General features: G+C 62.7%; 7 protein-coding genes. 4 read left to right on the forward strand and 3 right to left on the reverse strand.

The features are described 5' to 3' along the window. Nucleotides 1-9 precede the first annotated feature (9 nt). The 4 genes from ACK3BK_RS18835 (at nt 10) to ACK3BK_RS18850 (ending at nt 6,780) form a co-directional block, all read left to right on the forward strand. Nucleotides 10-4,563, forward strand: a complete 4,554-nt coding sequence (locus ACK3BK_RS18835) for an RHS repeat-associated core domain-containing protein (protein WP_411383066.1) — start codon at nt 10-12, stop codon at nt 4,561-4,563. After that, on the forward strand, nt 4,550-5,047 hold the full coding sequence (locus ACK3BK_RS18840; RefSeq protein ID WP_411383067.1) for an Imm42 family immunity protein: 498 nt from the start codon (nt 4,550-4,552) through the stop codon (nt 5,045-5,047). Before ACK3BK_RS18835 ends, ACK3BK_RS18840 begins: the two co-directional genes overlap by 14 nt. Before the next feature lie 384 nt (nt 5,048-5,431). Next, nucleotides 5,432-5,869, forward strand: coding sequence for a hypothetical protein (locus ACK3BK_RS18845; RefSeq protein WP_411383068.1), 438 nt, complete (start codon nt 5,432-5,434; stop codon nt 5,867-5,869). Nucleotides 5,870-6,405: 536 nt separating this feature from the next. After that, nucleotides 6,406-6,780 carry a hypothetical protein gene (locus ACK3BK_RS18850; RefSeq protein WP_411383069.1) on the forward strand — a complete coding sequence of 125 codons (375 nt, stop codon included), beginning with the start codon at nt 6,406-6,408 and terminating at the stop codon, nt 6,778-6,780. A 185-nt stretch (nt 6,781-6,965) separates the two neighbouring features. On the opposite strand, the gene nirD is transcribed toward ACK3BK_RS18850, so the two are convergent. The 3 genes from nirD to ACK3BK_RS18865 all read right to left on the reverse strand — a co-directional run bounded on the left by nirD (nt 6,966) and on the right by ACK3BK_RS18865 (nt 14,230). Then, complete coding sequence (gene nirD / locus ACK3BK_RS18855) at nt 6,966-7,328, reverse strand: nitrite reductase small subunit NirD (RefSeq protein ID WP_151926318.1); 363 nt, start codon at nt 7,326-7,328, stop codon at nt 6,966-6,968. Continuing rightward, nucleotides 7,328-9,880, reverse strand: coding sequence for a nitrite reductase large subunit NirB (nirB, locus tag ACK3BK_RS18860; protein ID WP_411383070.1), 2,553 nt, complete (start codon nt 9,878-9,880; stop codon nt 7,328-7,330). Before nirB ends, nirD begins: the two co-directional genes overlap by 1 nt. Nucleotides 9,881-10,201: 321 nt before the next feature. Beyond that, nucleotides 10,202-14,230, reverse strand: coding sequence for a molybdopterin-dependent oxidoreductase (locus tag ACK3BK_RS18865; RefSeq protein WP_411383071.1), 4,029 nt, complete (start codon nt 14,228-14,230; stop codon nt 10,202-10,204). Nucleotides 14,231-14,408: the final 178 nt, after the last annotated feature.

Consider the following 14,408-nt stretch of genomic DNA (forward strand, 5'->3'; position numbering starts at 1 on the left):
CCCGGATTCATGGCGCAGGACCTCCACGCCGCCCGCAAGGACGACCTGATACTGCACCCACCGTTGATGGCCGAGCTCACCAGCGCGCTGACCGAGGCGGTGGTCTATGCGGCCGCCACCGCCGCAGTGGGTGCGGCCTTGGGCGCCGCCGTCGCCGCCACCATCGGCACCGGCGGTGCGGCGGCTGCACTGGTGCCGGTGGCCGCCGGCCTGCTGGTAGGCGCGGCCAGTTCGCTGCCCGGCGGCGGCGACAAGAGCATCGGCGAACACATTTCCGACTTCAGTGACTGGGTCGGCAACTCGCTGTTCCCGCCCGAGCCCTATGGCGCCATCCTGACCGGCTCCGCCAACGTCCATATCAATGGCATGCCCGCTGCCCGTGCTGCCGGCATCAGCCTGGGCGTCGAGGCCTCGCCCGACAACCCCGAGCCCCCCTCCATCCTGGAAAACGTCGGTGCCTACGCCATGGTCGGCGCCTCGATGATGCTCCCGATCATCGGCATGGCCCAAGACATCGCCAGCATCTTCAACCCGCCAATCACCACACCAGCCGATCCCGGCACCCAGGAGCGGGGCGAGGATACCGTCACCTGCAGCAAGCACCCGGCCAAGAACTTCCTCGCCCAGGGTTCGGACAAGGTGTTCATCAATGGCCAACCCGCCGTGCGGGTGGGCGACAAGACTACTTGCGACGGCCCTGTGGGCATGACCTTCTCGCCCAATGTGCGCATCGGCGGCGGCACGCTGACCGTGCGCGACATCCGCGATGGCAAGAGCGCGCTGGCCAAGATCATCGGCATCGTCGCCGGCATGCTCCTCTCGCGCCGGGGTGGCAAGGCCCGCTCACGCCCAGGCAAGGCACCCAAGCCAAAGTCGATGATTCCCAAGTGCAAGGGCCATCCGGTGATCGTTTCCAGCGGTGCCAAGCTGCTCGACGGCCCTGACGACCTGGATTTCGCCCTCCCCGGCCTGCTGCCGATCGAATGGGCCCGGCGCTACGACAGCAACGACACGCGCGGCGATGGCGTGTTCGGCCTGGGCTGGAGCCTGCCTTATGAAGTTCGCATCGAGCGTGTCCCCCATCCTGAAGGGGGCGAGCTGTGGGTCTATGTCGACGAGGAAGGCACGCGTATCGAACTGGGACGCCTGCAGCCAGGCAGCGCGCTGGTCAGCAGCCTCGACGGCCTGGCGTTCTTCCACCAGGACGCTGGCATCACCGTGGTCGAGGACATCTACACCGGCCAGTACCAGGTGCTGCGCACCGACCCGCACGACCCGAGTCGTTCACGCCTGGTGCAACTGGGGGATCGCAACCTCAACCGCCTTGACCTGCTCTACGACAACGACGGCCGCCTGCAGTACCTGGTCGACACCTTTGGCCGCACGGTGGTCGAACTGCTCTACGACAGCATGCACCCTCGCCGCGTCGGCCAGGTGCAGCGCCTGTTCCTGCGCGAGGGCAACGACTTTGTGGTCGAGCGCCGTGAAACCCTCGCCACCTACGCTTACACCCCTGCCGGTCAACTGAGCGAAGTACACGAGCCGGGCGGCCAGCTGCTGCGACGCTTCAGCTATACCCCTGAAGGGCTGATGGCCAGCCACACCCTGGCCAGCGGTGCGACCTTCCATTACCAGTGGCAACGTTTCGCCGCCGTCCCCCGCCCGACACCGCACCTGCCGCCGCTGCTCGAGCCGCAGCCAGACCATGAGTGGCGGGTGATCCGTCACTGGAGCGAAGACGGCGAGGACTACCTTTTCCACTACGACCTGGGGCAGGGTCATACCGAGGTCACCGACAGCCTAGGTCGCAAGGAACATTTCGAGTGGGGCCCGTTGCACGAGGTATTGGTGTATGTAGATCCACTGGGCCAGCGCTGGCAGGAAGAGATCGTCCAGGGCCAGTTGCTGGCCAGCATCGACCCGCAAGGCGCCGAGTGGCGATACCACTACGATGCGCTCGGGCGCCTGATCGAAAGCCACGACCCGCTGGGGCGTTGCGAGCGCACCACCTACACCGAGCACTGGGCGCTGCCCACCCACATCAGCGATGGCGCCGGCCATACCTATCGCAACACCTACGACACCCGCGGCAACCTGATCAGTACCACCGACCCGCTGGGGCGCACCACGCGCTACCGTCACGATCGACAAGGCCGGGTGGAACAGGTCATCGATGCTCAGGGCAAGACCCTTCAGCTGGAATGGAACGCCCGAGGGCAACTGATTCGCTACAGCGACTGCTCCAACCGTACCACCCTCTGGCGCTACGACGAGCGCGGTCACCTGAGCGAAGTCTTCAACGGCCGCAACAACCGCACCCGCTATCGTTTCGACGCCCGTGGCCACCTGCTGGAAAGCACCCGCGCCGACGGGCGCGTCGACCGCTACCAGGTAAACCTGTCGGGGCAGTTGACCCAGCACATCGACCCCGGCCAGCAGCTCACCCAATGGCACTACGACGAGCGTGGGCGCCTCAGCCAACGCACCGACGCCATGGGGCTCACCCTTCGCTTCGCCTGGGATGCGCACGACCGCCTGCAACGCCTGGAAAATGAAAACGGCGAGCACTACGCCTTCAACTGGGATGCCCTGGACCGCCTGGCCGCCCAGCACAACCTCGATGGCGGCGGTCACAGCTATCGCTACGATGCAGCGGGCAATGTCATCGAGGCGAGGCTGCACCCGGCCCGCGACGCCGAGCCGACCTTCCCCGGCAGCCCGCCGGAGCCCGAGGCTTCGATACAGTCGCAATATTTCGAATACGACGCCGCCGGGCGCCTGTTGCGCAAGCGCACCGACGACGGCGTCACCGACTACGAATATGACCTCGCCGACAACCTGCTGGCGATCACCTTCACCAACCTGCTGGGCGAGCCAAAACGGCTTGCTTTCAGCCATGACGCCCTCGGGCAACTGCTGAGCGAAACCGGGGAAGCGGGCCGGCTTGCCTACGAACATGACGAACTGGGCAACCTGCAGACCCTGACCCTGCCTGATGGCCGACGCCTCAATCACCTCTACTACGGCAGTGGCCACCTGCATCAGCTCAACCTCGATGGCCGGGTGATCTGCGATTTCGAGCGCGACGAGCTGCATGCTGAAGTCCTGCGCACACAAGGCCGGATCCAGACCCGGACCCGCTACGACAGCACCGGGCGCCTGCTGGAAAAAGCCCTGCATATACAGGACGCAGGCCTCGGCAGCCTGGCCTTGCTGAGCAAACAGTATCGTTATGACGACAGCGACAACCTGGTCGGCGAGGATTTCATCCAGTGTCAGCGAACCCGCGACGGCGAAACGCCCACGCACACACAGATCATCGGCCGCCTGTTCGGCACCGACGCCAGCGGCAACGTCCAGCGCGGCCAGGTTCGCTACGACTATGGCCCCACCGAACGCATCCATGGCGCCAGCCGCACACTGCCCCATCGCAATGGCCAACAGGTCGAGCACTACGGCTACGACAAGGCAGGCAACCTGCTCGACGGCTACCCGATCAAGGGCTACGTACGGCACAACCGCCTAAAGGTCTACCAGGACAAGCGCTACCGCTACGACCGCTTCGCCCGCCTCAGCGAAAAACGCACTGGCGCGCACCTGATCCAGCGCTTCGAATACGACGCCGAGCATCGTCTGGTGCGCGTGCACCAGCAGCGAGGGCCGGTGCTCGAGCGGGTGGAATTCGACTACGACCCGCTGGGGCGCCGGATCGCCAAGCGCCTGTACCGTAACGATCACCCTACCCCTTTCAGCCAGACCCTTTTCCTCTGGCAGGGTCTGCGCCTGTTGCAGGACATCCAGGACGACAAACCCAGCCTGTACGTCTACGCCGACAGCGACAGCTACGAACCCCTCGCCCGCCTCGACGGCGCACCCGGCGCCGAACAGCTGCACTACTTCCACACCAACCTCGCCGGGTTGCCCGAGCAGCTCACCGATGAAAACGGCGTGACCGTGTGGCAAGGTGAGTTCGAGACCTGGGGCAAGTGTCGGGAAGAATGGCACCATGCCGGGCAGAACCGTCAGCAGAACCTGAGGTTCCAGGGACAGTACCTGGACCGGGAGACGGGGCTGCACTACAACACGTTCAGGTTCTATGATCCGGAGGTGGGGCGGTTTACGCAGCAGGATCCACTGAGTATCAGTGCAGGGCCCAACCTTTATAGATACGCGCCCAACCCACTTCGTTGGATCGATCCATTTGGACTGGAGGCCGATTACAAGGCAGATGCTCAGTATCACGGCCCCAAACCCAAACTGGTCGACCCAGGGCATCACGACCCTAAATCACCTAACTTCCGAGGGGGCGGTAATACCACAACACTCTTGCCCGATGATGCTGCAGAGGTTTACAAACGTGCCGTTCCTGATAGGGCAGACTCCTGGTTTGGCCAGAACAAGAATGGAGAATTCTATCGCTATCAAGGCGCAAACGGCGAAGTGCATTGGAACGGGCGCGAAAATTCATCGAGGGGACTGAAAGTTCCTGACTGGATCAAACGAAGATTCAAAGACATGGCTAATAGAAAGAAAAACCGAGGAAGCAACTGTGACCTACTATAGCGCTGGGAAAAAAGAGTTATTTTCAGTCTGTTGCTCGACTTGCGCGCCAAACTTCAAGTCGGGTTGGATGGCTGTGAACCTATCTTTAGACAATCATCTCATTGGTGCAAACGAAGAGATCACGCAGATCGATACCTTCTTGAACATGATCAGTGTCAAATTCGATAATTATGATCTCGATTACGCTGACTCCCTGAAAAACCTGGACAAATCGGCCGTCCTTTCCCAGATCGAGCAAGGGTACGAACACTCTCAAAACTGGATTGATTCTAGCAAAATTGGTGCACTGTTCTTGTCGCTGAACCTGACGCCCTGCCTTGATGGCGATGTCGTGATTCTGCTCATGCTTGAGACAATGGACCGGGTCATTTGGAAAGCGCATGACGATGACGTGGTGCAAGAAATTTTCCTACCTCCTGGATACGTAAAAAACACACTGAACGATGTGATAAATTTTTTCAGTCCGCCCAAAAACCATGATTAATTCTTTCGAAACCACATTGTTTGAGGTGCTCGGGCTCGTCGCAGATTTCGATCCAGAGTATGCACAATGGAGCTGCAAGCTCACCGCAGAGCCCCTCCGGCTGGAGTTGGTCTACTCACTGGACGGTACTGTTTCGACATCGCTGTATCTTGACGATAGGCTTCTGGCGTTCAATTACGCCAGCGGGCTGCATTGCCTTTCGATTAACGAGGACGAGATCTCATGCGACATCATGTCCGGATCACTTAGGCGAACACTCACCATCAATATCAATTCGCTAAGAGTGAGGTGGCAGGACTTATGATTCAGGACACTCGTTAAAACCAACGCTCCTGCGAGTGCCCCTCGCGCCATTGAACCCCTTCGATTTTTTTGGTGTGATCGATGATAAAGCTCGCCCCTCAAAAAATTAATTTTGTCATCAACACCACACAGCTCAACGCAAAGTACGACGAGACTGGTGCCGCATTGATTCAGGTTGAAGCTCAGCGAATCGAACACATCGAAAATAACACCTACGCCGTGGCGACACTTGTTTTTGAGCGTGTCGCTGAGATGCGCTGTATCACACTCAATTTTTTCGAGCGCGAGTATCAAAGCTACGAAATTCTGGGCAACCAAGGCGATGAAATAGAAACCTGGCGAGAGACCGGGCTTCATCCTGACCCAAAATTCTATGAGGTAGTCGATTCAGCGCTGTTGGCAGAAAAAAAACCACTGTATGACCCCGCCAATTTTCTTTCATTGAAGCACTACATAGTCGCAGGGTACGACAGCTATGTAGAGATCATCGCAGGCAGCTATCAATGCTCTCTTGGATAAACCCCCATACATAAAACCATTTCCGCGGCGCTGAAAAACCGAATCCTTTCCCTGTATACGACCGCCATGAAAATAATCAAACTCACCGAAAACCACGACGGATACACTCTAGACAGCAGCGAATACCCAGCTTATGTCGAGAGCGTAAAGCATTTACTCCCAGAGAATATTTACAACTTTATGAGCAGTGCTTGGCACTACAATCCCTCCGACTCCCGATGCTTACATGACGCCCGGCTAAAAAGCATTAGATTCGAAGAGCATGACATCGACGAATGCTACGCCAACACCGCTCAAATAATCCTAAACGGAGCTTACGGAGACACCCTGACGCTTACCTATACAAAAGTCTCAAGTTACTCCGTCGAAAAAAGACCCACAGAATGGCCTGCCAACCAATCCACTCACGGCGACCTCATAACTGACGAAATGACAATAATGGACAACACCAGCAAGCTTCGGCACGAATTGGTATTCGAGGACGCCACTGTAAAAATAATCTTCGAGAACTTTGATTTCAAAATAGACACACAGAAATGATTAAAACACTTCTTCAGGGGCGGACTTTAGTTTCCGAGATCAAGTCGGACACACCACAATCCAGAACCTGGATAGAGTTATCCCTGCAGGACCATCTAATCCCTGCGTATCCGCTGAGGACCAAACCCTACTCAATGATCGGACATTCCCCTTATGCCCACCAATGCCGCATTGAAGAGGCGCGCTTCAAAGCTCGGCTGAACACGTTCAACGCCGAAGATATAGAGCAGGCGCTAGACCCCTCGTACGATCGAGTTGGCTCATTCAGAGCACTTGAATCAATAGCTGAACTGAAGGTCTTTCTCAGCAAAAACAGTCTGGTTCTGGAGGACTTTGTCGATGCCTCGGATGTGGATGAATATCCATTGTGAACAAGCCGTTGAGCCACCTTTATCCGAAGACCTGCAAACGTGCCAGACCCGAGGTCTGCGCAGTACCTGTGGGAGCGGGTTTACCCGCGAAGCAAACACCGCGGTAGATGGCACCGGCTTCGCCGGTGTTCGCGGGCAAGCCCGCTCCCACAGGTACTGCACAGGCCGGGCAGGAGCCATACCTGCTAGAAACAGCGAATCTCGACCTGCCCCCCTTCCATCCGCACCGGCCACACCCGCAACCGCTGCCCCGCATCCTCCAGGCAACGCCCATCACGCAAGCTGAAATGCTGCTTGTACAACGGCGCCGCCACCACCAGTTCGCCTTGCAGGCTGCCGATCAACCCCCGCCCGATAACATTGGCCCCTGAACGTGGGTCGCGGTTGTCCACGGCATACAGTGTCTGCTCCTGCCCGGGCAGGTAGAACAGCGCGACCTGCTCGCCGTCGAGCCAGACCACCACCCCCGAGTCCGCAATCAGATCATCGACCCGGCACACCGACTGCCAGATATCCTGTGGCGCAACGACAGCATTAGACAGGTTCATCAAACGAGCTCCTCGACAGTAGGGATCAACTCCAGCGGCGTAGCCGGTCGACGCTGTTCGCGCTCACGCACGAAATGCACATCCGGGTCAGGCCGCTGATCGTTGACGAAGGTGCGGAAGCGCTTGAGCTTCTCCGGGTCTTTCAAGGCGTTGGCCCATTCGCATTCGTAGCGGTCGACCACATGCTGCATCTGCGCTTCCAGCTCGTCGGCAAGGCCCAGGCTATCGTCGAGAATCACCGCCTTGAGATAGTCCAGCCCGCCGTCCAGGCCTTCGCGCCACACCGAGGTGCGCTGCAGTTTGTCGGCGGTGCGGATGTAGAACATCAGCACGCGGTCGATCAGGCGGATCAGGGTGTCGTCGTCCAGATCGGTGGCGAACAGTTCGGCATGGCGCGGGCGCATGCCACCGTTGCCACAAACGTACAGGTTCCACCCCTTGTCGGTGGCGATCACGCCGATATCCTTGCTCTGCGCCTCGGCGCATTCACGGGTGCAGCCGGACACCGCGAACTTGAGCTTGTGCGGCGAGCGCAGGCCCTTGTAGCGGTCTTCGATACGCAGGGCCATGGCAACGCTGTCCTGCACGCCGTAGCGGCACCAGGTGCTGCCCACGCACGACTTCACCGTGCGGGTCGACTTGCCATAGGCATGGCCGGTTTCGAAGCCCGCCTCGATCAGTTCGCCCCAGATCAGCGGCAGCTCGTGCAACTGCGCGCCGAACAGGTCGATGCGCTGGCCGCCGGTGATTTTGGTGTAGAGGTCGTACTTCTTCGCCACCTGGCCGATCACGATCAACTTGTCGGGGGTGATTTCACCACCCGGGATGCGCGGCACCACCGAGTAGGTGCCGTTCTTCTGCATGTTGGCCATGAAGGTGTCGTTGGTGTCCTGCAGCGGTACCAGCGAGGGGTCCATGATCGGCTGGTTCCAGCACGAGGCGAGGATCGAGCCCACGGTCGGCTTGCAGATGTCGCAACCGACATGGCCCTTGCCGTGGCGCTCGAGCAGCTCGTTGAAGGTTCGAATCCCCTCGACCCGCACCAGTGCATACAACTCCTGACGGGTATAGGCAAAGTGCTCGCACAGGCTCTTGTCGACCGTCACGCCACGCGCGGTCAGTTCGTGCTCGAACACCTGCTTGAGCAGCGCCGCACAGCCACCACAGCCGCTGGCCGCCTTGGTGCAGCCCTTGACCGCCGCCAGGTCCGCGCAGCCACTGTCGATGGCCGCGCAGATCGCGCCCTTGCTGACGTTGTGGCAAGAGCAGATGGTCGCGCTGTCGGGCAGGGCATCGGCGCCCAGCGTCGGCGCGCCGCCGCTCTGCGGCAGGATCAGCGCCGCCGGATCCTGCGGCAGGGCGATGCCGTTTTGCACGTACTGCAGCAGCGTGTCGTAGTAGCTGTTGTCGCCGACCAGCACCGCGCCGATCACCCGCTTGCCGCTGGCGTCGACCACCAGGCGGCGGTAGCTGGCGTTGGCCTCGTCGATGTATCGGTAGCTGCGGGCGCCCGGGGTGGCGCCGTGGGCGTCGCCGATGGAGCCGACATCGACCCCCAGCAGCTTGAGCTTGGTCGACATGTCGGCACCGCTGAACTCGGCACTGGCCTCGCCGACCAGCAGCGCAGCAAGGTTGCGCGCCATGCTGTAGCCCGGGGCAACGAGGCCGAACACGCTACCGTTCCACGACGCGCACTCGCCGATGGCAAAGATCCGTGGATCGCTGGAACGGCAGTTGCCGTCGATGACCACGCCGCCGCGCGGCGCGATCTGCAGCTCGCAGGCACGCCCCAGGGCGTCACGCGGACGGATACCGGCAGAGAACACGATCAGGTCGGTTTCCAGGTACTCGCCACCATCGAAATTCATGCGATGGCGATACTCTTCTCCCGGGTCGATCGACTGGGTGGCGCGAGACAGATGCACGCCGACACCCAGCGCTTCGATCTGCGCACGCAAGGCCGCGCCTCCTTCATGATCGAGCTGCACCGGCATCAGCCGTGGCGCGAACTCCACGACATGAGCCTCCAGCCCCAGCGACTTGAGCGCATTGGCAGCCTCAAGGCCCAGCAGCCCACCGCCGACCACCACGCCACGCCGGGCCCCGGCAGCCGAGGCGCGGATGTCGTCAAGATCGTCGAGGGTGCGGTAGACCAAGCAGGCCGTGCCCGTGGAGCCTTCGATCGGCGGTACGAACGGGTAGGAGCCGGTGGCAAGGATCAGTTGGTCATAACCGTAGCGCCCCTGGGCGGTGACCACCTCGCCCAGCGTGCGGTCGATCTCCAGCACAGCTTCGTGCAGGTGCAGGTGCACGCCGTGCTGGGCATAGAAGTCGGGCTCGCACATAGCTAGTGTCTCGGCGCTACTGCCGGCGAAGTATTCCGACAAGTGCACACGGTCGTAGGCGCGCTGGCGCTCCTCGCCGAACACGCGCAGCTCGAAGCGCGCCAGGGCACCACGTTCGATCAGTTGCTCGACCAGGTGATGACCGACCATGCCGTTGCCGACAATGACCAGTCGCTCTCGTTGTCCGCCGTTCGCTGTTGCCTTCATAGCCGATCCTCGATCACGGTGTGCGGGGCATGCCCGCGGCAAAGACAAAAAAAGGCGCCTGGAGCCGAAGCTCCAGGCGCCTTTGCCTGTACTCATCAGTGTGAGGCCCCTGTTGATCGCCGTTGATCAGTGGGGCTGTGTTGTAAACCGTTGAAAGCAGGGAGCGTGCCAAGGTCGGAATGAGTGCTGGCACTGTCGCGTTGCAAGCCCGCTCCTGCGGGGTATGCAGCGTTGCGCGACCTGTGGCAGCGGGCGTGTCCGGCGACAGCGCCGCACGCGGCAACGCCTCAAGCCGGTGCACCCCTCCCCATCCCGGTGCACTCAATACACATCGCGTCGATAACGCTTGTTCTTGCCCAATTCCTCGACATAAGCCGCTGCCGCCTCGGCGCTCATCCGCCCGTGCTCGGCCACGACCTGGCGCAACGCAGCATCGACATCCTTGGCCATGCGCTGGGCATCGCCGCAGATGTAGAAGTACGCCCCTGCCTCCAGCCACTGCCACAGTTCGGCGCCCTGTTCGAGCATGCGCTGCTGCACGTACAGCTTCTCGGCCTGGTCACGCGAGAACGCCGTGCTCAGGCGCAGATGACCGCTGGCCTCCCAGGCCTGCAACTGCTCGCGGTAATAGAAATCAAAGGCGGCATGCTGCTCACCGAAGAACAGCCAGTTGCCGCCGGTCGCACCGCGGGCTTCGCGCTCTTCGAGAAAGGCTCGGAACGGCGCGATACCCGTGCCAGGGCCGACCATGATGAGCGGTGTAGCATCGTCGTCCGGCAGTCGGAAATGCCGCGCGACCTGCGGGAAGATCGCCACCTCCAGCGCTTCGGCGCGGTCGGCGAGGAAGCTTGAACTCACGCCCTTGCGCTGGCCATAGCGCACAGTTGAAACGGTCAGGTGCACCTGCTGCGGATGGGCCTTGGGGCTGGAGCTGATCGAGTACATGCGTGGCTGCAACGGCTTGAGCAGGGCCAACCAGTTTTCCAGTGACAGTTGCGGCGCGAATGCCGCGAGCACATCGGCCAACTGCCGCCCCCACAGCCACTCCTTGAGTTCGGCCTTGTGCTCGGGCAGCAGCAGCCGACGCAGTTCACCTGCCTGCGGCGCCTGGCTGAAGGCGGCAAGCTGCTGCGACGTGACCCGGGCGATCTCCAGATGCCGCTCCATCGCCTCGGCCAACGGCATCGTCGGCAAGTCCGGCAGTTGCACGCACGTCTGGCCATCGAGCCCCATCAGGCCTAGCAGCTCCTGGACCAGCGCCGGGCAGTTGCGCGGCCAGACACCCAGCGCATCGCCTGCCTCGTAGACCAGCCCGGTGCCTTGCAGGTCGAACACCACCTGGCGTGTCTCCTTGGTCGCTCCGGGCGCATTGAGCACACGGTTCTCGATGATGGGAGCCAGGCAGGGTTGCTGCTTGCCGAACACCCGCGCCGGCGGGGCTATGACGGGCGCTTCGGCCGTCGGCCCGAGCAGCGGCAGCAACGCCTGCAGCCAGGCGGCGAACGATGGGTCGAAGTCCGGTTCGCAATCGACCCGATCGAGCAGACGTCGGCCGCCCAGTTCAGCCAGGCGCTGGTCGAGCTTGCGGCCAAAGCCGCAGAACTGGTCGTAGCTGGAGTCACCCAGCGCCAGCACGGCGAAGGGCAGTGCCGCACACTGCGCCCCCTCCTCGCCCTGCAGCGCCTGCCAGAACGCCGAAGCACAGTCAGGCGCATCGCCGTCACCAAAGGTGCTGGTGATCAGCAGCACGCTGGCGGCGCCACGCAATTGGCCGGGGCTGACTGCATCCATGCAGCTCAGCTCGACCGCCAGGCCCGCTTCGCGCAGATGGGCCGCACAGCGCTCGGCCAGCACCTCGCCATTGCCGGTCTGCGAGGCCCACAGCACCCGATGCCGGGCGACCTCGGCCATGGCGACCGGCGCCACCACCGGCTGGGCGAACAGGCCGGCGATCAAGCCATCGACGAACAGCCGACTGGCGGGCGCCAGCGGCGCACCGGGCGGCAGGCTGGGCACACCCGGTGTACGCGCCTGCCCAAGGCCGAGCAGGAAGCCCTGAAGGTAATGACGCTCCTCGTCAGCCAGGACGGGGGCCGGCAGGCTGTCCAGGCCGAGCAGGCGAGACAGGGTGTCGGTGGGCATGGTGGCAGGCTCCGTAGGGATCGCGCAGGGCAGCTCGAGTGCCTCGATGCGTTCGCCCGCAACCCGCTCCAGGGTCACGGCGCAATGCTTGAAGGCCGGTTGCAGGGAAGTTGGATCGACCGCGTCGCAGGTCACGGCGTTGATCGCCAGTTGCTCGCCATACAGGTCGTTCCAGTGAAAAGGGGCAAAGCAGTTGCCGACCAGCACCCGCTCGCTGATGCGTGCCGGCAGCACGGCCTGGCCGCGGCGCGAGCGAATCGCCACCTGGTCCTTGTCGGCGATGCCCAGGCGTCGGGCGTCCTGCGGATTAATCTCGACGAAGGGACCGGGCTCGAGCTTGTTCAGGCTCGGCACCTTGCCGGTCTTGGTCAGGGTGTGCCACTGGTGCTGCACGCGGCCGGTGTTGAGCACCAGCGGAAAGTCGGCATCCGGCAGCTCGGCCGGCGCCAGCCAGGGCCGGGCGAAGAACCGCGCCTTGCCACTGGGCGTGGGAAAGACCAGTGCGGGGCGTTCGCCCTGGGCATCGTGCAGCAGCGCCTGGCTGCTGCCGTCGTTGAGATAGCGCAGCGGGCTGCGGTCGTCCGCGCGCCCGGGCGCACTTGGCCACTGGCGCGGTTTGTCGCGTAGCTCGGCGTAGCCGATGCCGCGCAGGTCATAGCCGGTGGCGGGGTTCCAGAAACGGCGGATCTCGTCGTACACCGCTTCGGCATCGGCATAGCTGAACGCCTCGGCATAGCCCATGGCACAAGCGATGCGGGCAATGATGCGCCAATCCTCAAGGCTTTCGCCGGGCGCTGCGACTGCACGCGGCATCAGGGTGAGGTTGCGCTCGCTGTTGATCATCACACCCTCGCCCTCGGCCCACAGCGCGGCAGGCAGGAGGATATCGGCATGGCGGTTGGTCTCGGTGTCGAGGAAAGCGTCCTGGGCGATCACCAACTGCGCCTCGTGCAGGCCGTCGATCACCTGCTGGCGGTTGGCGACGCTGGCCACCGGGTTGCTGCAGATGATCCAGCAGGCCTTCACTTCCCCGGCCTTCATCTGCTCGAACAGCGCCACCGTGCCTTCACCGCCTTCGCTGCGCAGCGCGCCCGGCGCCAGGCCCCACTGCTGCTCGACAAAAGCACGGTCGCCCGCCACCTGCGCCGAACGCTGGCCCGGCAGGCCTGGGCCCATGTAGCCCATCTCACGGCCGCCCATGGCGTTGGGCTGGCCGGTCAGCGAGAACGGTCCGCTGCCAGGACGGCAGATCGCGCCGGTGGCCAGGTGCAGGTTGCACAGCGCGTTGCTGTGCCAGGTGCCATGGATGCTCTGGTTGAGGCCCATGGTCCAGCAGCTCATCCACTCCGACGCCCCGCCGATCCAGGCAGCCGCCTGGCGGATATCGGCCTCGGCAAGGCCGGTCAGGGCCGCGACCCGCTCGGGGGTATAGTCGGCGAGAAAGGCCGGCATGTCGTCCCAGCCCTCGGTGTGGCGGGCGATGAAATCGCTGTCGGTGTGGCCGTTCTCGTGCAGCAGGTAGAGCAAGCCGTTGAGCAGGGCCAGATCACTGCCCGGGCGCACCTGCAGGAACAGGTCGGCCTTGTCGGCAGTGGCACTGCGGCGCGGGTCGACGACAATCAGCCTGGCCCCGGCCTTGACTCGGTCGAGCAGGCGCAGGAACAGGATCGGATGACAGTCGGCCATGTTGGCGCCAATGACGAAGAACACCTCGGCGCGCTCAAAATCCTGGTAGCTGCCCGGTGGACCATCGGCGCCCAGCGACTGCTTGTAGCCGCTGCCGGCACTGGCCATGCACAGCCGCGAGTTGGACTCGATATGGCGCGTGCGGATAAAGCCCTTGGCCAGCTTGTTGGCCAGGTACTGAGCCTCCAGCGACATCTGCCCTGACACATAGAGCGCCACGGCATCAGGCCCGTGCTGGTCGATGATCGCGCGCAGGCGCGCGGCCGATTGCGCAATGGCCTCGTCCATGCCCGTGCGCACCGGCTGCTGGCTGCGCTGCTGGCGCACGAAAGCGTGCTCCATGCGCCCGGCAGCGGACAGTGGCAGGTGTGCGGTGAGGCCCTTGGTGCACAGGCGTCCGAAGTTGCTCGGGTGCTGTTTGTCGCCGCTGACCTTGGTGACCTTGCCCTCGGCCACGGTCATGACGATGCCGCACCCGACCCCGCAATACGGGCAAACGCTGCGCACCTCGCTGCTGCTCATGGGCGGTCTCCCTGAAAACGCAAAAGGCGCCGGCTACCCGGCCTGCAGGGCAAGCGGGTAACACGGCGCCTTTGTCGTGAAGATGTAGGGCCCCTCGGCGTTGAGGGGTCCGGATGCAGCTGAATCAGCAATTTGCGGGCCAGTTGCGCGATGGCGGTGGCCATGTCGCGGACAAACC

The organism is Pseudomonas sp. L7 (genome assembly GCF_046605565.1).
GTDB lineage: Bacteria > Pseudomonadota > Gammaproteobacteria > Pseudomonadales > Pseudomonadaceae > Aquipseudomonas > Aquipseudomonas wayambapalatensis.

Bases quoted from the DNA above. Each gene is read 5' to 3' on its own strand.
- ACK3BK_RS18835 (WP_411383066.1), top strand. From the start codon at position 10: ATGGCGCAGGACCTCCACGCCGCCCGCAAGGACGACCTGATACTGCAC.
- nirB (WP_411383070.1), bottom strand. From the start codon at position 9,880: ATGAAGGCAACAGCGAACGGCGGACAACGAGAGCGACTGGTCATTGTC.
- nirD (WP_151926318.1), bottom strand. From the start codon at position 7,328: ATGAACCTGTCTAATGCTGTCGTTGCGCCACAGGATATCTGGCAGTCG.
- ACK3BK_RS18865 (WP_411383071.1), bottom strand. From the start codon at position 14,230: ATGAGCAGCAGCGAGGTGCGCAGCGTTTGCCCGTATTGCGGGGTCGGG.
- ACK3BK_RS18850 (WP_411383069.1), top strand. From the start codon at position 6,406: ATGATTAAAACACTTCTTCAGGGGCGGACTTTAGTTTCCGAGATCAAG.
- ACK3BK_RS18845 (WP_411383068.1), top strand. From the start codon at position 5,432: ATGATAAAGCTCGCCCCTCAAAAAATTAATTTTGTCATCAACACCACA.